Below are 18,563 nucleotides of genomic sequence, written 5' to 3' on the forward strand. Positions count from 1 at the left end.
GTCAGGAGACCAGGGCCGCGGTCAGGCGGCTGAGCGGCTCGCTGAGCGCGTTGACGGCGTCCGACAGCTTCTTCCGGTCGGCGTCGGTCAGCTCGGTGTACGAGGGGTACCCGGCGTCCAGGCTGCCGTAGCCGGACAGCAGCGTCTCGACCGAGGTCATCTCGTCGTCGATCGACGTGGCCAGCTCCGGGTCCTTCTCGTCGACGACGTCGCGCACGCCGTCGAACGCGACGCGGGCCCCCTCGAGGTTCCCCTGGAAGTCGTAGAGGTCGGTGTGCGACCAGATCTCCTCCTCGCCGGTGATCTTGCCGGTCGCGACCTCGTCCATGAGACCCACGGCGCCGTTCGCGATCGTGTCGATGCCCACCGAGAAGCCGCTCGCCGTGACGGCGGTGTAGAGGTCGGCCGTGTCGGCGGTGAGCAGGTCGGCGAAGCGCTGCCGCTCGGCGGTCGTGAGAGCGACGTAGGGCGTGCCGCCGTTCGCGTCCGCCGACGGCTGCCAGAGGTCCTTCTCGATGCGGTGCCAGCCGGTCCACTCCGTGCCGGGCTCGACGTCGGCCTCGCGGAAGTCGATCTTCGGGTCGAGGTCGCCGAACGACTCGGCCACCGGCTCGATGCGCTCGTAGTGGGCGCGGGCGGTCGGGTACAGCTCGCGGGCCCGCTCGTCGTCACCCGAGGTGTAGGCGGTGAGGAACTCGTCCGTGGCGGCGACGAGCTGACCGGTCTGGTCCTCGACGTAGCCGACGTACGCCGCGGCGGCGGCGTCGATGCGCTCCTTCTCGGAGCCCGTCGGCTCGACGGCGGTGCCCGAGTCGGTCACCGTGAACGAGGCGCGGACGCCCTCGCCGACGAGGCCGGGGACGCAGGCCGTGTAGTACTCGCCGGCCGGCACGGAGACGGTCATCGACCCGGAGGTGCCGGGCCCGATGTTCTCCTTCTCGCTGATGATGCGGAGTCCGTCCTCGGCCAGGAGCTCGAACTCGCTGTTGTCGCTGCCGCTGTTCGTCATGGTGAACGTGACGGGGCCGCTCGGCACCGACGTCGTCGACAGCACGCAGCCGTCGTCGGAGCCGTCGACCGTCACCGCGGTGGCCGCCGACGAGCCGGCGGGCGAGTTCGCGACGCAACCGGTGAGGGCGAGCGCGAGGGCGGCGACGCCCGAGGCGACGGCGAGGGGGCGGAGGGGGCGAGCGGTCATTCGGGGGCTCCTGCGGTGCGGGTGGCGAAGGTGGGGGACTCGGGGGCCGGCGCGGCGGGCCGACTCGGCCCGCGCCTCCTGGTCGCCCGGGCGACGAGGGGGATGACGACGGCGAGGTAGGCGAGCCAGGCGAGCAGCTGCAGCCAGCTCGGGGTCGGCGTGAAGTTCACGAGACCCTGCAGCACGACGCCCTGCACGCTGGTGGGCGGGACGGCTCCGCTGACGTCGAAGGCCAGGGAGGTGCGGCCCGGCAGCACGCCGGCCTCCTGCAGGTCGCCGATCCCGTAGGCGAGGACGCCGGCGGCCACGACGACCAGGAAGTACCCGGTGACGGTGAAGAAGCGTCTGAGGTCGATGGTCATCACGCCCCGGTGGACGGCGACTCCGACGGCGCAGGCGGTGAGGATGCCGAGCACGGCGCCGAGCAGCGGCACGGGCCCGCCGCCTGTGGACTGCACGGCGGCCCAGACGAAGAGGGCCGTCTCGATGCCCTCGCGGCCCACGGACAGGAACCCCAGAGCCACGACGGCCCAGGCCCCGCCCTCGAGGGCGCGGTCGAGGCCGGTCTGCAGCTCGGACTTCAGGCTGCGGGCCGTGCGGGCCATCCAGAAGACCATCCAGGTGACGAACCCGACGGCGACGATCGAGAGGCCGCCCCCGATGATCTCCTGCGCCTGGAACGTCAGGCCGTAGGCGCCGAACGTGAGGATCGCGCCGACGCCGAGCGAGAGCAGCACGGCCGCGGCGACGCCGAGCCACAGGCGGGCGAGGACATCGCGTCGATCGACCTTGACGACGTAGGCCACGAGGATGCCGACGACGAGAGCGGCTTCGAGGCCCTCTCGGAGTCCGATGAGGTAATTGGCGAGCACGGGTGGAGCCTTCGGGTCGGCGGCGGTCGGCGGCGGGCGTCGACGGCGGCGCCTGGTGGCGGCGGACGACCACCGCACCGATTGGTTTGGTTAGGCTAACCTTGCTAAGGGCGGCCTAACGAGGACCGACCATAGTGCGGCGCGGCCTATCCTGTCCAGTGATGACTTACTTCGGCACGCCAGGAGGCGACGGCCCCGACTCCCCGGCACCCCGGGTCGAGCGGGTCCTCGTGGTGCACGCTCACCCCGACGACGAGACGATCACCACGGGGGGCACGATCGCGACGCTGGTCGACGCCGGCGCCGGCGTCACGGTCGTGACGTGCACGCGCGGCGAGCTCGGCGAGGTCATCCCGGACGACCTCGCCGCCCTGCGCGGCGACGAGATGGCCCTCGCCGTGCACCGCGAGGGCGAGATCGCGGGTGCGCTGCGCGAGCTGGGCGTGCGCGATCACCGGTTCCTCGGCGAGGCGGGCGCCCGCACGGCCGGGCTCGAGACCCGGGCGTACCGCGACAGCGGGATGGTCTGGCGGGCGGACGGAGTCGCCGGCCCCACCGACGACCTCCACCCGGCGGCGTTCTGCGCGGCCGAGTTCGGCGAGATCGTCTCGGACCTCTCGGCGGTGGTCGAGTCCGTGCGACCCACGGTGATCGTCTCGTACGACGACGACGGCGGCTACCACCACCCCGACCACGTCCGGGCCAATCGCGCCGCCGTCCGGGCCGCCCGCCTGGCCGGCGTGCCCTACTTCGCCATCGTCGCCGGCGCCGACGAGGCGACCGGAGCCGAGGCCGCCGCCCTCCGCGACGACGAATCGGTCGTGACGATGGACGTCCGACCCGTCGCACCGCGCGTCGTCGCCGCCCTCCGGCGGTACCGGACCCAGCTCGAGGTCGTCGACCTGCCCGGAGGCGCAGCCGGGATCCGCTACCCCCACGGCCGCGTCGACCGTCTGGCCTCGTCCGAGTCGTTCCGCTTCGTGCCCGACCCCGACGAGCTCCCGCCGCGGCCCGCGAACACGTCCGAGCTCAGCGACATGAGCGTCGGAGGTCGCATCGGCACGTATCTGCTGGCCGTCGCCGCCGGGGCCGTCTTCGGGGCGATCGGCACGGTGGCCCATCAGGGGACGTCGTCGGTCGCCGGAGCCGTGCTGCCGACCGGGCTCGTGGTGTCGATGGCGATGGCCGCGGCTCTCCTGGTCGGATTCCGTCAGGTCTTCCGCTCGCGCACGATCGTCGCGGCCGTCGCCGTGGGGCTGCTCGGCGTCACGGCGCTGCTGTCGCAGCCCGGTGCGGGCGGGTCCGCGCTCGTCCCGGCCAATCTCGCGGGCTACCTGTGGACCTTCGGCCCGGTGCTCGTCGCCATGGTCGTGCTCGCGTGGCCGTTCCTCGACCGCGGCGCGGACGTGCAGCGAGGCCGCGATAAGATGGACGCTCTGCCCGAGGCGAAGGGAACACCCTAGACGTGACGTACGTGATCGCACTTCCCTGTGTGGATGTCAAAGACCGTGCCTGCATCGACGAATGCCCCGTCGACTGCATCTACGAGGGCGAACGCTCGCTCTACATCCACCCCGACGAATGCGTCGACTGCGGCGCCTGCGAGCCCGTCTGCCCCGTCGAGGCCATCTACTACGAAGACGATCTGCCCGACAAGTGGGCCGACTACTACAAGGCCAACGTCGAGTTCTTCGACGAGATCGGCTCTCCCGGCGGCGCGGCCAAGGTCGGCGTGATCGCGAAGGACCACCCCGTCATCGCCGTCCTCCCGCCCCAGGCGTAGAGGCCGTCGGTCGTGGCGCTCGCTCTGCCCGAGTTCCCCTGGGACACCCTCTCGGAGCTCGCGGCCACAGCACGGTCCCATCCGGGCTCGATCGTCGACCTCTCGGTGGGGTCTCCCGTCGACCCCACGCCCCGGGTGATCCGCGAGGCACTCACGGCGGCGACCGACGCGCATTCGTACCCCCAGGTTGCGGGCACCCCGGCCCTCCGCGAGGCCATCGTCGAGTGGTACTCGCGCCGACGCGGCGTCTCGGGTCTCGGCACCGAGTCGGTCCTCCCGACGATCGGTTCGAAGGAGCTCATCGCCGGGTCGGCGCTCTGGCTCGGTCTCGGCCCGGGCGACACGATCGTCCACCCGGCCAACGCCTACCCGACGTACGCCCTCGGCGCGGCCCTCGTCGGCGCCGAGGCCCTCGCCTCCGACGACCCGGCCGACTGGCCCGAGACGACGCGTCTCGTGTGGCTGAACAGCCCCGGCAACCCCGACGGCGCCGTGCTCGACGTCGGACGCCTCGCAGCCGCCGTGGCCCGGGCCCGCGAGCTCGGCGCGGTGATCGCCGGCGACGAGTGCTACGCGGAGCTCGGCTGGGAGGGCGAGTGGTCGACGCGGCCGACACCGTGCATCCTCGACCCCCGGGTCGTCGGCGACCGGCTCGACGGAGTCCTCAGCGTCTACTCGCTCAGCAAGCAGTCGAACCTGGCCGGCTATCGAGCCGGGTTCGTCGCAGGGGACCCGGTGCTGATCGCTCAGCTGCTCGCCGTGCGCAAGCACGCCGGGCTCATGCCGCCGGCCCCCGTGCAGGAGGCCATGCGGGTGGCCCTCGGCGACGAAGATCACGTGATCGCGCAGAAAGAGCTGTACGGCGCTCGACGCGCGGCGCTCGCGCCGGCCCTCGAGCGAGCCGGATTCCGCATCGACCACAGCGAGGCGGGGCTCTACCTCTGGGCGACACGAGGCGAGGACGCATGGCGGAGCGCGGCCTGGCTCGCCGAGCGGGGCATCCTCGTGGCGCCCGGCTCGTTCTACGGGATCGGCGGCGAGCAGCACGTGCGCGTCGCGCTCACGACGACCGACGAGCGCATCGCCGCCGCCGTGGAGCGCCTGGAGCACTGACCGCTAGGCTGGCGGAGTGACTGACACTGCCAACGACGCCCAGAAGGCCACGCTGCAGTTCCCGGGGGGAACAGCCGAGTTCCCGATCGTGCCGAGCACCGAGGGTGCCTCGTCGATCGACATCTCGACGTTCACCAAGCAGACCGGTTACACGACCCTCGACAACGGGTTCGTGAACACCTCGACCGCCCGCAGCAAGATCACCTACATCGACGGTGATCAGGGCATCCTGCGCTACCGGGGCTATCCGATCGAGCAGATCGCCGCCAACTCGACCTACCTCGAGACGGCCTGGCTGCTGATCTACGGCGAACTGCCCACCCCCGACGAGCTCGCCGGATTCGACGCCCGCATCCGCCGCCACACGCTGCTGCACGAAGACCTCAGACGGTTCTTCGACGCGCTGCCGCACTCGGCGCATCCCATGTCGGTGCTCTCGAGCGCCGTCGGCGCCCTCGGCACGTTCTACGAGGGCTCGATGAGCACCTCGGACCCCGAGCAGGTCGAGCTGCAGACCATCCGTCTCCTGGCGAAGCTGCCCGTCATCGCGGCGTATGCGCACAAGAAGAGCCTCGGTCAGGCGTTCCTCTACCCCGACAACTCGCTCAGCTTCGTCGACAACTTCCTCAAGCTGAACTTCGGCACCATGGCCGAGCCGTACGAGGTGAACCCGGTCCTGTCGAAGGCCCTCGAGCGACTGCTCATCCTCCACGAGGACCACGAGCAGAACGCGTCGACGTCGACCGTGCGGCTCGTCGGCTCGACGCAGGCCAACATGTTCTCGTCGATCTCGGCCGGGATCAGCGCGCTCTACGGTCCGCTGCACGGCGGCGCCAACGAGGCCGTGCTCTCGATGCTCGCCGACATCAAGGCCAGCGGCCAGGGCGTCGAGCGCTTCGTCGAGCGCGTGAAGAACAAAGAAGAGGGCGTCAAGCTCATGGGCTTCGGCCACCGGGTCTACAAGAACTACGACCCGCGCGCGAAGCTCGTCAAAGAGAGCGCGAACGAGGTGCTGTCGGCGCTGGGCGTGAAAGACGACCTGCTCGACATCGCGATGGAGCTCGAGGGCATCGCGCTGGCCGACGACTACTTCGCCGAGCGCAGGCTCTACCCGAACGTCGACTTCTACACGGGTGTCATCTACAAGGCGATGGGGTTCCCGCCCCGCATGTTCACGGTCCTGTTCGCCATCGGGCGCCTGCCGGGCTGGATCGCGCACTGGCGCGAGATGAACGCCGACGCGACGACCAAGATCGGTCGCCCGCAGCAGCTGTACCTGGGCTCGACCCAGCGGGACTGGCCCGAGCGCTAGGGGCATCGGCGGCCCATCGGGCCAGACGACGAGGGGCGACGCACCGCACGGTGCGTCGCCCCTCGTCGCGTTCGAGCCGACGCGTCAGGCGTGCAGCTGCGAGTTCAGCGTGATCCCGTGGCCCTTGCGGGGCAGGACCTCGACGGCGCCGGTCAGCGAGTTGCGGCGGAACAGCAGCCCGGGGCGGCCCGACAGCTCGACGGCCTTGACGGTCTGCGTCGAGCCGTCCGACGAGGCGGTGCCGCCGACGACGACGACCTTCGTGCCCGCCGTGACGTAGAGCCCCGCCTCGACCACGGTGTCGTCGCCGATCGAGATGCCGATGCCGCTGTTGGCTCCGAGCAGGGCGCGCTCGCCGATGGTGACGCGCTGAGCGCCTCCCCCCGACAGCGTCCCCATGATGGAGGCGCCTCCGCCGATGTCCGACCCGTCGCCGACGACGACGCCCTGCGAGATCCGGCCCTCGACCATGGAGGTGCCGAGGGTGCCGGCGTTGAAGTTGACGAAGCCCTCGTGCATGACGGTCGTGCCCGGTGCGAGGTAGGCGCCGAGCCGGACCCGCGACGCGTCGGCGATGCGGACCCGGTCGGGGGAGACGTAGTCGAGCATCCGGGGGAACTTGTCGATGCCGGTGGTCGCGATGCCGGCGCGCTGGAGCGACGCGCGCAGTCGGGCGAAGTCGGCCGGGTGCACGGGCCCCGCGTTGGTCCACGTGACGATGGGCAGGTGACCGAAGACGCCCTCGAGGTTGATCGTGTTCGGCTCGACGAGCAGGTGGCTGAGCAGGTGCAGTCGGAGATAGGCGTCGGAGGTGGACGCCGGAGGCGCGCTGAGCTCGATCTCGACGGTCACGGGGACGAGATCGACGGCCCGGCGGGGATCGGGCCCGGCGGCGTCGGCGATCTCGGACGGCACGAGCGCCGGGTCGCGGTCGGTCGGCAGGCGGCCGAGGGAGGGGGAGGGGAACCAGGTGTCGAGCGTCGTGCCGTCGGCGGAGACGGTCGCCAGCCCGTCACCGTGGGCGTGGGTGGCGGCGGTGTCGTCGGAAGTCATGCTGACAACCGTATCGTCCGCGACCGCCGTGGTCACGGTCGTCGGAGCCTGGCAGGAGCCGTCGCGGCGGCCCCCGTACACTCGGGGCCATGCCGAAGATCGACCTCAGCGTGTCCGCCGTCGACGTGACCCGCCAGCTCTGCGACATCGAGTCCGTCTCCGGCGACGAGGCCGGCATCGCCGACGCCATCGCCGAGACCCTCGCCGGCCACGATCACCTCGAGGTGCTGCGCGACGGCGACGCCATCGTGGCCCGCACCCGGCTGGGCCGGTCCCAGCGCGTCGTGATCGCCGGCCACATCGACACGGTTCCGCTCAATCGCAACCTGCCCACGCGGTTCGAGAGCGACGGCGGCGTCGACTACCTCTGGGGGCGCGGCACGGTCGACATGAAGGCGGGCTGCGCGGTCCATCTCCGCCTGGCGGTCGAGCTCGCCGAGCCGAACGTCGACGTGACCTGGGTCTGGTACGACCACGAGGAGGTCTCCGACCATCTCAACGGCCTCGGTCGGCTGGTCCGCAACCGCCCCGAGCTGCTCGCGGCCGACTTCGCCATCCTCGGCGAGCCGACGCGCAGCGAGATCGAGGGGGGCTGCAACGGGAACCTCCGGGTGGAGATCCGCACGACCGGTCGCCGCTCGCACAGCGCCCGGTCGTGGATCGGCGACAACGCCATCCACCGCGCCGCCGCGGTGCTCGACGTGCTCGCGGCCTACGAGGCCCGCGAGGTCGAGGTCGACGGCCTGGTCTATCGCGAGGGCCTGAACGCCGTCGGCATCACGGGCGGGGTCGCGGGCAACGTCATCCCCGACGAATGCGTCGTGACGGTCAACTACCGGTTCGCGCCGAGCCGCTCGGGTGACGAGGCCGTGGCCCACGTGCGCGAGCTGTTCCCCGATCTCGACGTCGTGGTCGTCGATCTGGCGGAGGGGGCCCGTCCGGGCCTCGACGCCCCGTTGGCCGCGCAGTTCCTGGCCGCGGTGGGCGGCGAGGCGAAGCCGAAGTACGGCTGGACCGACGTCGCGCGCTTCTCGGCCCTCGGGGTCCCGGCCGTCAACTACGGTCCGGGCGACCCGCTCCTGGCCCACCACGACGACGAGCGGGTGCCCGTCGACCAGATCGTCGAGAACGAGCGCGGACTGCGGGCGTGGCTGACGGCCTGAGCGTCAGGCAGCCGACCCGCGCCTCCTCGGAGACCGCCGGAGGCGCGGCGGGACCGCGGGGGCGCCGTGCCCTTGTCGTCCGCTACCGTCTCACCCCCTGGTGGGCGCGGGTCCTGGTCGTCTTCACCCTCTCGCGGGTGGTGAGCACCACGCTGCTGCTCGGCTTCGCCCGGGCGCAGGGCCCCAACGCGTGGACCCTGCCGAGCCCGGACTACCCCAGCTTCGCCACCATCTGGGACGGCCACTGGTACTACATCATCTCGGTGGTCGGCTACCCGACCACCCTGCCGACGACGGCCGACGGGCGGGTCGGCGAGAGCGCCTGGGCGTTCATGCCCGTCTACCCGTTCACGGTGCGGGCGCTGACCGAGCTGACCGGGGTCCCCTTCGCCCCGATGGCCGTCGCCGTCTCGGTGGCCTGCGCGGCGGCGACGGCGCTGCTGCTGTACCGGCTCATGCGGCACGTGCTGCCCGAGGGCACGGCGCTGTTCACGGTCGCGCTGTTCTGCTTCTCGCCCGTCTCGCCCCTGCTGCAGGTGGCCTACGCCGAGTCGATGTTCCTGATGCTGCTCTGCGGGTGCCTGCTGCTGCTCGTGCGGCGGCAGTACCTCCCGATGCTGCCGCTCGTGGCGGCGCTGTCGTTCACGCGGCCCGGGGCTCTGGCCCTCGCCCTCGCGATCGGTCTGCACGCCGTGCACCGGTGGTTCCGTCGGGCCGACGATCCCTTCCCGCGGCGCGAGATGATCGCCGTGTCCGTCAGCGCGGGGGCGACGGCCCTGCTCGGCGTGGGGTGGCTGATCGTCGCGGGTCTCGTGACCGGGCGCCCCGACGCCTATACGGAGACGGAGCTCGCCTGGCGCGCCCCGTACGTCGGCCACGGGCCGCTCGTCCCGTTCACGCCGTGGATCCAGGGGGCCGGCTACTGGTTCCCGAGCGGGCTCGGCATCCCTCTGCTCGTGCTCGTCGTGGTCGGGTTCGCCGCCCTCCTGCTCGGGCCGTGGGGTCGGCGCATCGGGGTCGACCTCCGCCTGTGGGGACTCGCCTACGCGCTGTACCTCCTCGCCGTGTTCTTCCCCCAGTCGAGCACCTGGCGACTGCTCATGCCGCTGTTCCCCCTGCTGGGCATCCTCGCCGTGCCGCGATCGCGGGTCTGGCGGGTCGGGCTGCTCGTCGCGTTCGTCGCCGGTCAGTTCGCCTGGCTGTACTTCAGCTGGTGGGTGGACGGATACGACTGGACGCCGCCGTGATCGGCCATCGCCCGGGCGACGTTTAGGTGCGGGCGAAGAAATCACGGATAATAGGACGAGCATCTTTGCGAAAGGGGACTATCTGATGGCAGCCATGAAGCCGAGGACCGGCGACGGACCTATGGAAGCCGTGAAGGAGGGTCGTCTCATCATCGTGCGTGTTCCGCTCGAGGGTGGGGGACGCCTCGTGGTGTCGGTCAACGACGACGAAGCCAGAGAGCTCCACGACGCCCTCGCGAGCGTCGTCGGCGCTTAGTCGGCCACCTTCCCAGCACCACCTCGGACAGCCCCGTCGATCACCGATCGGCGGGGCTGTCCTGTGCGTCCGCGACGGCGTCGCTCAGAGCTTGACGAGCTGCAGGAGACCGTCGCCGGCGGTCGACAGCGAGCTGATGACCGCGGGGGAGGTCGACACCTCGGTCAGCAGCGTTCGGAACTGCGTGGTCGTCGCGTCGCGTCGTGCCGGATTCGCGACCGAGCCGTGCCAGAGCGCGTGCGCGACGAGCACGAGGCCGCCCGGGCGAGCGAGTCGCAGGCCGTGCTCGACGTACTCGATGACCGATCCCGGGTCGGCGTCGACGAAGACGATGTCGTACGAGTTCTCGTTCATCCGGGGGAGCACATCGGACGCGCGGCCCGTGATGAGCCGGAACCTGTTCACGGGCACGCCGGCGCCGAGATAGGCGTCGCGTGCTGCCTGCTGGTGGTCGACCTCGCGGTCGATCGACGTGAGCGTCGCCCGGGGCGCGCCGCGCAGCAGCCACAGACCGCTCACCCCGACGCCGGTGCCGACCTCGATGATGTTCTTGGCGCCCGACGCCGCGGCGACGACGGCGAGCTGCGCGCCGACCGCGGGGGACACCGGTTCGACCCCGACCTCGAGCGAGTGCTGACGAGCCTCTGCGAGGGGTCCGCTCTCGGTGACGAGCTCTTCGGCGAACTTCCAGCTTGACTCTATCTGCGACACACTCACTCCTCGAAAGGCCAACTCTAGGGGGTCGCCCTCGGCGGCAGCGGTTAGTCTGCTTGCGTGTCCCTCTCCGGTCTGACGTTCGACAAGCTGCTCATCGTGGGTGTGCTCGCCGTCTTCCTGCTCGGCCCCGATCGACTCCCCGTCTACGCGTCGAAGCTCGCCCAGCTGGTCAAGTCCGTCAAGAACATGGCCAACGGCGCCAAGGAGCGCATGCGCAGCGAGATGGGGCCCGAGTTCGACGACGTCGAATGGCAGAAGCTCGATCCGCGGCAGTACGACCCGCGCCGCATCATCCGCGACGCGCTCCTCGACCCGCCGTCGCAGACGACGACGTCGATGGCTCCCGCCGCCATGGCCACGGCCGGCGCCGTGTCGGCCGGTCTGCCCTCGCGCGGCTCCCCGTCGCCCGGCGTGCCGCTCGCCGCGGGCGAGGTCGCTCCCTACGACTCCGAGGCCACCTAGCCGGACTCCGGCCCGGCGAGAGCCTCGGACCACCCTGAGCCTCGACCTACCGTGAGCCTCGGCCCGAAGGATCGTCGCTCCGGGCGGGCGAGGCTAGACGCCCCCGTGCAGGCCCGCCACACGGGTCGCCTCGGCGCGGAGGGCGTCGACCACCCGGCGGACGCTCGGTCTCTCCGCGCGGTCGCGGCGCATCAGCGCCGAGACGTACCGGACGGCCCGGATGCTCTCGAGAGGCAGCAGGACCATGTCGTCCCGCGCCTCCTTGGCGGTGAATCGAGGCAGCACGGCGATGCCGAGACCGGCCCCCACCAGCGACTCGGTGACCTTCGTGTCGCTGAAGCGCTGCGAGATGCGGACGGGGCTGCCCGTCACCCTCTCGATCTCGGCGTAGACCCACTCGAACGGGAACCCGCTCGGCACGCCGATCCAGTTCTCGCCCTCGAGGTCGGAGGGCGAGAGCGACGCCCGGCCGGCCAGGCGGTGATCGGCGGGGAGCGCGATGTCGAGCGGCTCCGTCAGCAGAGGGACCTCGACCAGCCCGCGACCGCGCCACGACCGGCGTTCGGAGGCGTGCGCGACGACCACGTCGTGATCACCCGCCAGGTCGGCGAACTCGCGGATCGAGGGGTCGTGGTCGGTCGCGAGGACCACCAGCCCGGGCGTCTCGGCGACGGTCCGCAGCAGACCGGGCAGCAGCATCTGACCTCCGGTGGGGAAGGTCGCGAGGGTGACCTCGCCCTGGGGCGTCGCCACGAAGTCGTCCCAGACGGCCTGCGCGCGCTCGAGGGCCACGGCCACGTCGGTGGCGGTCTGAGCCAGGACGCGACCCGACCCGGTGAGCACGACCCCGCGCCCGATCCTCTCGGTCAGGGCGACGCCCGCCTCCTTCTCGAGGATCTTGAGCTGCTGCGACACCGCCGACGGGGTGCGGTGCGTGGCCCGGGCCACGGCCGCGATGCTGCCCCGTTCGGCGAGCTCGCGCAGCAGTTCCAGCCTCTTGACGTCCATGTAGCCAATCTACGGTGTCTCGGTAGCAATGCGAGATTGATCTAAGTCATTGTCGGGCGCAGAATGGACATGTCCTCGGAGCGACCCCATGCGCTCCGGCCCCTCGGTCGACCTGGTCCCGAGGCTCGGGTGCCCGTTGGATGCACAGCGGCTCCGCCCATCACGCACGACGTCGAACCGCGTCGTGTCCGCACCATCAGAACGCGCGACGCATCGCGCCGAGAAAGAGAAACATCATGTTGACCGGAATCATCGTCCTCGCCATCGCCGCAGTCGTCGGCATCACCGGGTCGATCGTCTCCGTCGCGCGCGACGGCTTCCACGCGATCCCCACGAAGACCTACACCCGCTGGAGCTAGGTCCTCCGCCGCCGCGTGTCGCGGCGGCACCAGCGCAAGGGGCGTCTCGCATCGCGAGGCGCCCCTTCCGCGCACCCGGCGGGGTCAGCCCACGCTGAGACCGAGCTTCCGCCCGGCGAGACCCCGGGCGCGGACGGCCAGACGATCGGCCAGAGTCCCGATGGCGCGCGCCGCGGGGTCGTCGGGGGAGGCGAGCACCACGGGGACCCCGTCGTCGCCGCCCTCCCGGAGCGCCATGCTCAACGGGACGCTCGCGAGGACCTCGACCGGCTCGGCCTGCCCGGCCGACAGCCGCCTCGCCGTCTCGGTGCCCCCGCCGGAGCCGAAGAGCTCGAGCACCGTCCCGTCGGCCTGGGCGAGCCCGGCCATGTTCTCGACGACCCCGAGGAGGCGCTGTCCGGTCTGGCGAGCCACCACGCCGCTGCGTTCCGCCACGTCGGCGGCTGCGGGCTGAGGCGTCGTCACGACGAGGACCTCGGCATGGGGGAGCAGCTGGCCGACCGAGATGGCGACGTCGCCGGTGCCCGGCGGGAGGTCGAGCAGCAGCACGTCGAGGTCGCCGAAGTAGACGTCGGTGAGGAACTGCTGGATGGTGCGGTGCAGCATCGGTCCGCGCCAGGCGACGGCGGTCGAGGCGTCGTCGACGAACATGCCGATCGAGATCACCTTCACGCCGTGCGCCACCGGCGGGAGGATCATGTCGTCGACCTGGGTCGGCTTGACCGACGCCCCGTCGTCGCCCACCAGTCCGAGCAGGCCGGGGATGCTGAAGCCGTAGACGTCCGCGTCGACGATGCCGACGGCGAGACCGCGGGCCGCGAGCGAGACGGCGAGATTGGCCGTGACGGTCGACTTGCCGACGCCGCCCTTGCCGCTCGTCACCGCGTAGACCCGCGTGAGCGACTCGGGCCCGAACTGCATCCCCCGGGCGGCGCGACCCGCGCGCAGCTTCTCGGTCAGGGCGCGTCGCTCGTCGCGCGTCATCACCGTGACGTCGACGTCGACCGTCGTCACGCCGGCCACCGACGCGGCGGCGTCGCGGACGTCGCGTTCGATCGTGTCGGCGGCGGGGCAGCCCACGATGGTGAGCTTCACGCCCACCCTCGCCGCCCCTGCTCCGTCGACGGACACCTCGCCGATCATGTCGAGCTCGGTGACCGGTCTGCGGATCTCGGGGTCGAGGACACGCCCCAGGGCGCGGCGCACCCCGTCGACGAGCGGCACCGTGGTCGACCCGGCGTCAGCCACGGTGTCCGTCGTGTCGGGTCTCGCGGCGGATCGGAGCCGAGGAGGCGCGGGTCGCCCCGGACTCGTCGCCGTCCCGTCGGTCGAGCTCGTCGAGCATCGAACGGAGCTCGGCGCGGATGAAGTCCTTGCTCGCCATGTCGCGCATCGCGAGACGGAGGGCGACGACCTCGCGGGCGAGGTACTCGGTGTCGGCGAGATTGCGCTCGGCGCGCTGGCGGTCCTGCTCGAACTGCACGCGGTCGCGGTCGTCCTGGCGGTTCTGCGCGAGGAGGATGAGCGGCGCCGCGTACGAGGCCTGCAGCGAGAGGATGAGCGTCAACGCCGTGAAGCCGATGGCGGCGCTGTCGAAGCGCCACGCCTCGGGGGCGACCGTGTTGAAGATCATCCAGGCCACGCAGAAGAGCGTCAGGGCGATCAGGAAGTACGGGGTGCCCATCCCTCGGGCGATCGACTCGGTCGCGCGCCCGAAGCGGTCACGACCGGGACCGCGGCGGCCCGGGAGCACCCGCGTGCGGAGGCCCTTCGGCGCGTCGAGGCGGACCGTGCTGCGGTTATCGCGTGCCATCGGTGGCCCTCCTCGCGGTGGTGTTCACGGGTGCGCGCCGGGTGCGCGGTCGGATCCGGTTCAGGGGCTGGCCCGGATCCTGGCTGCGCCAGTCGTCGGGCAGCACATGGTCGAGGACGTCGTCGATGGTCACCACCCCGACCAGTCGATGAGCGGCGTCGACGACGGGCACCGAGACCAGGTTGTAGGTGGCCATCACGCGAGTGACCTCGAGGGCCGTCGCGTCGACCCGGACGGGCTCGAGCTGCTGGTCGAGCAGAGTGCCGAGCCGTTCGTTCGGCGGGTACCGCAGCATGCGCTGGAAGTGCACCATGCCGAGGAACCTGCCGGTCGGCGGCTCGTACGGCGGCAGGGTGACGCAGACGGCCGCCCCGAGGGCGGGGGCGAGCTCGTGGCGACGGATGAGGGCCAGACCCTCGGCGACGGTCGCGTCGGCCGAGACGATGACGGGCTCGGTGGTCATCAGACCGCCCGCCGTGTCGGCGTCGTAGCTGAGGAGCATCCGGACGTCGTCGGCCTCGTCGGGCTCCATCAGACCGAGGAGCTCCTCTTTCCGCTCCTCGGTCAGCTGGGCGATGAGGTCGGCGGCGTCGTCGGGCTGCATCTGGTCGAGCACGCCGGCGGCGCGGTTGTCGTCGAGCTGTCCGAAGATGTCGATCTGCTCGCTCTCGGGCAGCTCTTCGAGCACGTCGGCGAGACGGTCGTCGGAGAGCTCGGCCGCGACCTCGTGCCGACGCTCGGGGGTCAGCTCGAGCAGGGTGTTGGCGAGATCGGCCGGCACGAGGTCGGAGTAGGCGGCGATGAGGTGCTCGGCGCTCTGGGCCTCGCCCGCCTCGTGCTCCTCGCGGACGTCCTGCCACGAGGCGAAGGTCGTCGGCCCCTTGCCGAAGGGCGAGGGCGTGGTCTTGGGCTTGCGGAGGAACAGCTGCCCGATCTCCCAGTCGCCCTCGCTGACCTCGTCCATCGCGACGTCCTCGATCGTGGCGCGGCCGCCGTCACGACGGAGGGACACCTTGCGCCCGAGCATCTCGGCGATGACGCGGGTCTCGCCGCCCCGCTGGTCGAAGCGGCGGAGGGTGATCAGGCCGTTCGTGATGATCTGACCCGAGCCGATGCTCGTCACGCGGCCGATGCCCACGAACACCCGGCGCTTGCCCGGGACCTCGACGATCAGCCCCACGACCCGGGGAGGTTCGCTCCGGCGGTAGACGACCAGGACATCCCGGACCTTGCCCACCTTGTCGCCGGCGGGGTCGAAGACGGAGCACCCGGCCAGACGGGCGATGAAGACTCTGTTGGCGCTCACACGACCAATTTAGTCTCTCGTGTCGGAGGCCCCGTGTTTAATGGGGGCATGACGAACCCGAGCCCCCTGGGCCGACGCACCCGCGCGGTGCCCACGGTGCCGCGGGGCGACGTCCTCGGCACGTACGAGAGCTACCCCGAGGCGCAGGCCGTGGTCGAACGGCTGTCGCATGCGGACTTCCCGATCAAGCAGCTCGCGATCATCGGCAACGACCTCACGACGGTCGAGCGCGTGACCGGGCGTCTGAGCTACGGTCGTGCGGCGCTGGCCGGTGCGGTGACGGGGCTCTGGCTCGGCGTCTTCTTCGGTCTCGTCATGCTGGTCTTCTCGCCGACGACGGTCACGATCACGACCGTCGTGGCCGCCGCCCTGATCGGCGCGGGCTTCGGAATGCTCTACGGCATCGCCAGCTTCGCCGTCAGCCGTCGCCGCCGTGACTTCACCTCGACCCACCAGGTCCTCGCCACGAGCTACCAGATAGTCGTCGACCCCTCGGTGTCGTCGCGCGCCCACGAGATCCTGGCGCGACCCGACCAGCAGCGCTGATGCACGACCGACGGATGCGGTTCCTCCGCGGCGGGCTGACCGCCGGCCTGTCCGTCGTCGTCGCGGCCTTCTCGCACGCGGCCGGCGGCGGCGCCGAGCCGGGCCTCCTCGGGGTGGTCCTCTCGATGGCGTTCGCCCTGCCGGTCTGCGTCGGGCTGGCCGGACGCCGCGTGTCGATGCCGCGGGTGGCCGTGTCGGTCGTGCTCAGCCAGCTCGCCTTCCACGTGCTCTTCACCCTCGGCTCGACCGAGCCCGCCGGGGCCGTCGCCTCCGGCGGGCACCACTCGCCGCTGATCATCTCCGCCGCGTCGGCGAGCGGGTCCGCCGCCACGGGCATGGCGATGGGACACGCCGCCATGTGGCTGGCCCACGCCGTCGCCGCGGCCGTGACCCTCGCGGGCATGGCCTGGGGTCGACGCGCCGTCGGCGCCGCCCTGCGTGCGGCCGCCCGCCGCGCGGTGGCCGCCGCGCGGGTCCTCGAGACGGGAGGCGCGGTCGGCGCCGCACCGCGCCTCCTGCCCGTCGTCGCCTCGCCCCTCCGCCGACCCGCGACCCTCGCGTTCCTCGCTGCGACCCCGCTCCGCGGACCCCCTCGTCCCGTCTGACCCCCGCCGCGGCCGACTCCGGCCGCGGTCCCGGCCGAGCGCTCCCGCCGGCCCCACCCATCAGACGACGACCGCCACCTCGCGGTCCGGAACAGGACATGCCCATGAACACGACCACCTTCGCCCTCAGAGCGGGCAGCGCGCTCGGCGCCGCCGCCCTCCTCGCTCTCGCGGCGCCCCTCGCCGCCTCCGCCCACGTTCACGTCGAGCCGGGACAGGCCGAGGCCGGTTCGTACTCGACGCTCACCTTCCGAGTGCCGAACGAGTCGGCCGACGCGGGCACCGTCCGCTTCGTCGTGGACCTCCCCACCGATACGCCCTTCACCTCGGTGTCGTACGAGCCCGTGCCCGGGTGGAGCGCCGAGGTGACCACGGGCGAGCTGCCCGAGCCCGTCGACATCGTGGGCGCCACCGTCACCGAGGCGCCGCTGTCGGTGATCTGGACGGCCGACGAGGGCACGCAGATCGCCCCCGGGCAGTTCCAGCGTTTCGTCGTCTCGGCCGGCGCGGTGCCCGACACCGGGTCGATCGTGCTGCCGGCGCACCAGGAGTACAGCGACGGCACGGTCGTCGACTGGGACGAGCCCACCCCGGCGTCGGGCGAGGAGCCGGAGCACCCCGCTCCGACGCTCTACGTGAACGACGCCGCGCCCGACGAGGGGCACTCGGGCACCCACGGGTCGGAGGACGCCGCCGACGACGCGTCCGTGGTCGCGTCGTCCGACTCCGACGCAGGGTCGACGGCGGCGATCGCCTTCGGCATCGGCGGTCTCGCCTTCGGGGCCGTCGCCCTCGTCGTGAGCGTCGTCGCTCTGACGCGTCGGTCCACCGGCCGCCGCGGCGACGCCGGTTCGTCCGAGGGATCGACGCGATGACCCGCGCCGCTCTCCCGTCCGCGGGTCACGGCCGGGTGTCTCGCCGGGCCGGCCTGACGGCGTCGGCGGCGGGACTCGTCGCCATCGCCGCCCTCGTGCTCGCGCCGGCCACGGGTGCGGAAGCGCACGACTCCGTCCTGACGAGCGACCCCGCCGCGGGGTCGACGGTGACGGCTCCGCTCGACGAAGCCGCCATCACGTTCAGCGACGTCGTCCTCGACCTCTCGGGCACCGGGTCGTCGAACGTCATCGAGATCACCGACGCCTCCGGTCGGCACTTCGAAGACGGCTGCTCGACGTCGGCGGGCTCCGTCCTCAGCACGGGTGTGGCCCTGGGAGGCGCGGGCGACTACACGATGACCTATCAGGCCGTCTCGGCCGACGGGCACACGGTCTCCGACTCGCTGCCGTTCCGTTACGAGCCGCCGGCCGACGCCGCCGTGGCCGAGGGCTCCGCCGAACGGCCGGTCTGCGACCCGACGGCGACGGCGACGGCCGAGCCCGGGGACGGCGTCGTCACGGCCGACCCGGCCCCGACCGACTCGGCGTCGGCAACGGCGTCGGACGGCGCCGATCAGACGCTCGCGCCGGTCGACGGCGGCGCGGGAGACGCGGGCGACGACGACGGGACGGGCCTCGGCCTCGTCATCGGCCTCGGGGTCGGCATCGTCGTCGTGGCGCTGGCCGCCGTCGCGGTCGTGCTGGCGACGAGCCGCCGCCGCTCCGGTGCGGTCGACGCGGAGACGCCCCCCGGAGAACGCTCCGGCGAGGAGATCGAGCCGGAGGGGCCGAGGGGCTAGGTACTGCACGGCCCCGTCTCGGGCTCCGGCCCTACGGCCCTTCGGCCTTTCGACACGGAGGCGAGTACGGGCGGA

Annotated in this window: 21 protein-coding genes; 13 read left to right on the forward strand and 8 right to left on the reverse strand. The window is 71.9% G+C overall.

What is annotated here, in order from left to right; translation table 11 throughout:
• Position 1: 1 nt before the first annotated feature.
• Both efeO and efeU read right to left on the reverse strand, forming a co-directional pair.
• On the reverse strand, positions 2-1,198 hold the full coding sequence (efeO, locus tag ASF89_RS05575) for an iron uptake system protein EfeO (protein WP_055812673.1): 1,197 nt from the start codon (positions 1,196-1,198) through the stop codon (positions 2-4).
• Positions 1,195-2,070: an iron uptake transporter permease EfeU gene (gene efeU / locus ASF89_RS05580; protein WP_055794489.1), complete on the reverse strand. Its 876-nt coding sequence runs from the start codon at positions 2,068-2,070 to the stop codon at positions 1,195-1,197. Before efeU ends, efeO begins: the two co-directional genes overlap by 4 nt.
• 161 nt (positions 2,071-2,231) lie before the next feature.
• On the opposite strand from efeU, the gene ASF89_RS05585 reads away from it, so the two are divergent.
• Genes ASF89_RS05585 through ASF89_RS05600 form a run of 4 tightly spaced genes read left to right on the forward strand, consistent with a single transcriptional unit; the run spans position 2,232 to position 6,278 of the window.
• Positions 2,232-3,533 (forward strand): PIG-L family deacetylase, encoded by a 1,302-nt coding sequence (locus ASF89_RS05585; RefSeq protein WP_082489798.1) that lies wholly within the window; start codon positions 2,232-2,234, stop codon positions 3,531-3,533.
• A 2-nt stretch (positions 3,534-3,535) separates the two neighbouring features.
• A complete protein-coding gene (gene fdxA / locus ASF89_RS05590) occupies positions 3,536-3,853 on the forward strand; it encodes a ferredoxin (RefSeq protein ID WP_055794494.1) in 318 nt (105 codons plus the stop codon).
• 12 nt (positions 3,854-3,865) lie between these two features.
• A complete protein-coding gene (gene dapC, locus ASF89_RS05595; RefSeq protein WP_055812677.1) occupies positions 3,866-4,966 on the forward strand; it encodes a succinyldiaminopimelate transaminase in 1,101 nt (366 codons plus the stop codon).
• Between the two features lie 16 nt (positions 4,967-4,982).
• The gene (locus tag ASF89_RS05600) at positions 4,983-6,278 is read left to right on the forward strand and encodes a citrate synthase (RefSeq protein WP_082474960.1); all 1,296 of its coding nucleotides are present in this window, start codon (positions 4,983-4,985) and stop codon (positions 6,276-6,278) included.
• Positions 6,279-6,362: 84 nt separating this feature from the next.
• Here ASF89_RS05600 and dapD read toward each other — a convergent pair whose 3' ends face one another.
• Positions 6,363-7,331, reverse strand: coding sequence for a 2,3,4,5-tetrahydropyridine-2,6-dicarboxylate N-succinyltransferase (dapD, locus tag ASF89_RS05605; RefSeq protein ID WP_055813170.1), 969 nt, complete (start codon positions 7,329-7,331; stop codon positions 6,363-6,365).
• A gap of 89 nt (positions 7,332-7,420) precedes the next feature.
• Here dapD and dapE point away from each other — a divergent pair, with 89 nt between their 5' ends.
• The 3 genes from dapE to ASF89_RS15345 all read left to right on the forward strand — a co-directional run bounded on the left by dapE (position 7,421) and on the right by ASF89_RS15345 (position 9,997).
• Positions 7,421-8,494, forward strand: coding sequence for a succinyl-diaminopimelate desuccinylase (gene dapE, locus ASF89_RS05610; RefSeq protein WP_055813173.1), 1,074 nt, complete (start codon positions 7,421-7,423; stop codon positions 8,492-8,494).
• On the forward strand, positions 8,479-9,741 hold the full coding sequence (locus tag ASF89_RS05615; RefSeq protein WP_235483991.1) for a hypothetical protein: 1,263 nt from the start codon (positions 8,479-8,481) through the stop codon (positions 9,739-9,741). The genes dapE and ASF89_RS05615 overlap by 16 nt, the downstream gene beginning before the upstream one ends.
• An 85-nt stretch (positions 9,742-9,826) precedes the next feature.
• The gene (locus ASF89_RS15345; RefSeq protein ID WP_082474961.1) at positions 9,827-9,997 is read left to right on the forward strand and encodes a DUF3117 domain-containing protein; all 171 of its coding nucleotides are present in this window, start codon (positions 9,827-9,829) and stop codon (positions 9,995-9,997) included.
• Between the two features lie 84 nt (positions 9,998-10,081).
• Here ASF89_RS15345 and ASF89_RS05620 read toward each other — a convergent pair whose 3' ends face one another.
• A complete protein-coding gene (locus tag ASF89_RS05620; RefSeq protein WP_055794498.1) occupies positions 10,082-10,708 on the reverse strand; it encodes an O-methyltransferase in 627 nt (208 codons plus the stop codon).
• 63 nt (positions 10,709-10,771) lie between these two features.
• On the opposite strand from ASF89_RS05620, the gene ASF89_RS05625 reads away from it, so the two are divergent.
• Complete coding sequence (locus ASF89_RS05625; protein ID WP_055794500.1) at positions 10,772-11,176, forward strand: hypothetical protein; 405 nt, start codon at positions 10,772-10,774, stop codon at positions 11,174-11,176.
• Positions 11,177-11,269: 93 nt separating this feature from the next.
• On the opposite strand, the gene ASF89_RS05630 is transcribed toward ASF89_RS05625, so the two are convergent.
• The gene (locus ASF89_RS05630) at positions 11,270-12,184 is read right to left on the reverse strand and encodes a LysR family transcriptional regulator (RefSeq protein WP_055812681.1); all 915 of its coding nucleotides are present in this window, start codon (positions 12,182-12,184) and stop codon (positions 11,270-11,272) included.
• A 236-nt stretch (positions 12,185-12,420) separates the two neighbouring features.
• Between ASF89_RS05630 and ASF89_RS16180 the strand changes: the two genes are divergently transcribed.
• Positions 12,421-12,543, forward strand: a complete 123-nt coding sequence (locus ASF89_RS16180; protein ID WP_255354969.1) for a hypothetical protein — start codon at positions 12,421-12,423, stop codon at positions 12,541-12,543.
• Positions 12,544-12,627: 84 nt separating this feature from the next.
• Here the strand turns inward: ASF89_RS16180 and ASF89_RS05635 are convergent, their stop codons facing one another.
• The 3 genes from ASF89_RS05635 to ASF89_RS05645 are packed head-to-tail and all read right to left on the reverse strand — an operon-like array spanning position 12,628 to position 15,662.
• Positions 12,628-13,791: an Mrp/NBP35 family ATP-binding protein gene (locus ASF89_RS05635; RefSeq protein ID WP_055812684.1), complete on the reverse strand. Its 1,164-nt coding sequence runs from the start codon at positions 13,789-13,791 to the stop codon at positions 12,628-12,630.
• Positions 13,784-14,356, reverse strand: a complete 573-nt coding sequence (locus ASF89_RS05640; protein WP_055794506.1) for a DUF1003 domain-containing protein — start codon at positions 14,354-14,356, stop codon at positions 13,784-13,786. The genes ASF89_RS05635 and ASF89_RS05640 overlap by 8 nt, the downstream gene beginning before the upstream one ends.
• Entirely contained in the window at positions 14,343-15,662 is a 1,320-nt protein-coding gene (locus tag ASF89_RS05645; protein WP_055794507.1) for a magnesium transporter MgtE N-terminal domain-containing protein, read from the reverse strand. The genes ASF89_RS05640 and ASF89_RS05645 overlap by 14 nt, the downstream gene beginning before the upstream one ends.
• A gap of 48 nt (positions 15,663-15,710) precedes the next feature.
• Between ASF89_RS05645 and ASF89_RS05650 the strand changes: the two genes are divergently transcribed.
• The 4 genes from ASF89_RS05650 to ASF89_RS05665 all read left to right on the forward strand — a co-directional run bounded on the left by ASF89_RS05650 (position 15,711) and on the right by ASF89_RS05665 (position 18,488).
• Positions 15,711-16,208 (forward strand): general stress protein, encoded by a 498-nt coding sequence (locus ASF89_RS05650; RefSeq protein ID WP_055794509.1) that lies wholly within the window; start codon positions 15,711-15,713, stop codon positions 16,206-16,208.
• Entirely contained in the window at positions 16,208-16,813 is a 606-nt protein-coding gene (locus ASF89_RS05655) for a hypothetical protein (protein ID WP_055812687.1), read from the forward strand. Before ASF89_RS05650 ends, ASF89_RS05655 begins: the two co-directional genes overlap by 1 nt.
• A gap of 104 nt (positions 16,814-16,917) precedes the next feature.
• Positions 16,918-17,688: a YcnI family protein gene (locus ASF89_RS05660; RefSeq protein WP_055812690.1), complete on the forward strand. Its 771-nt coding sequence runs from the start codon at positions 16,918-16,920 to the stop codon at positions 17,686-17,688.
• Positions 17,685-18,488 (forward strand): copper resistance CopC family protein, encoded by an 804-nt coding sequence (locus tag ASF89_RS05665; protein WP_055812693.1) that lies wholly within the window; start codon positions 17,685-17,687, stop codon positions 18,486-18,488. Before ASF89_RS05660 ends, ASF89_RS05665 begins: the two co-directional genes overlap by 4 nt.
• Positions 18,489-18,563 lie beyond the last annotated feature (75 nt).

Origin of the sequence: Frigoribacterium sp. Leaf172, assembly GCF_001424285.1 — a bacterium.
Classification (GTDB): domain Bacteria; phylum Actinomycetota; class Actinomycetes; order Actinomycetales; family Microbacteriaceae; genus Frigoribacterium.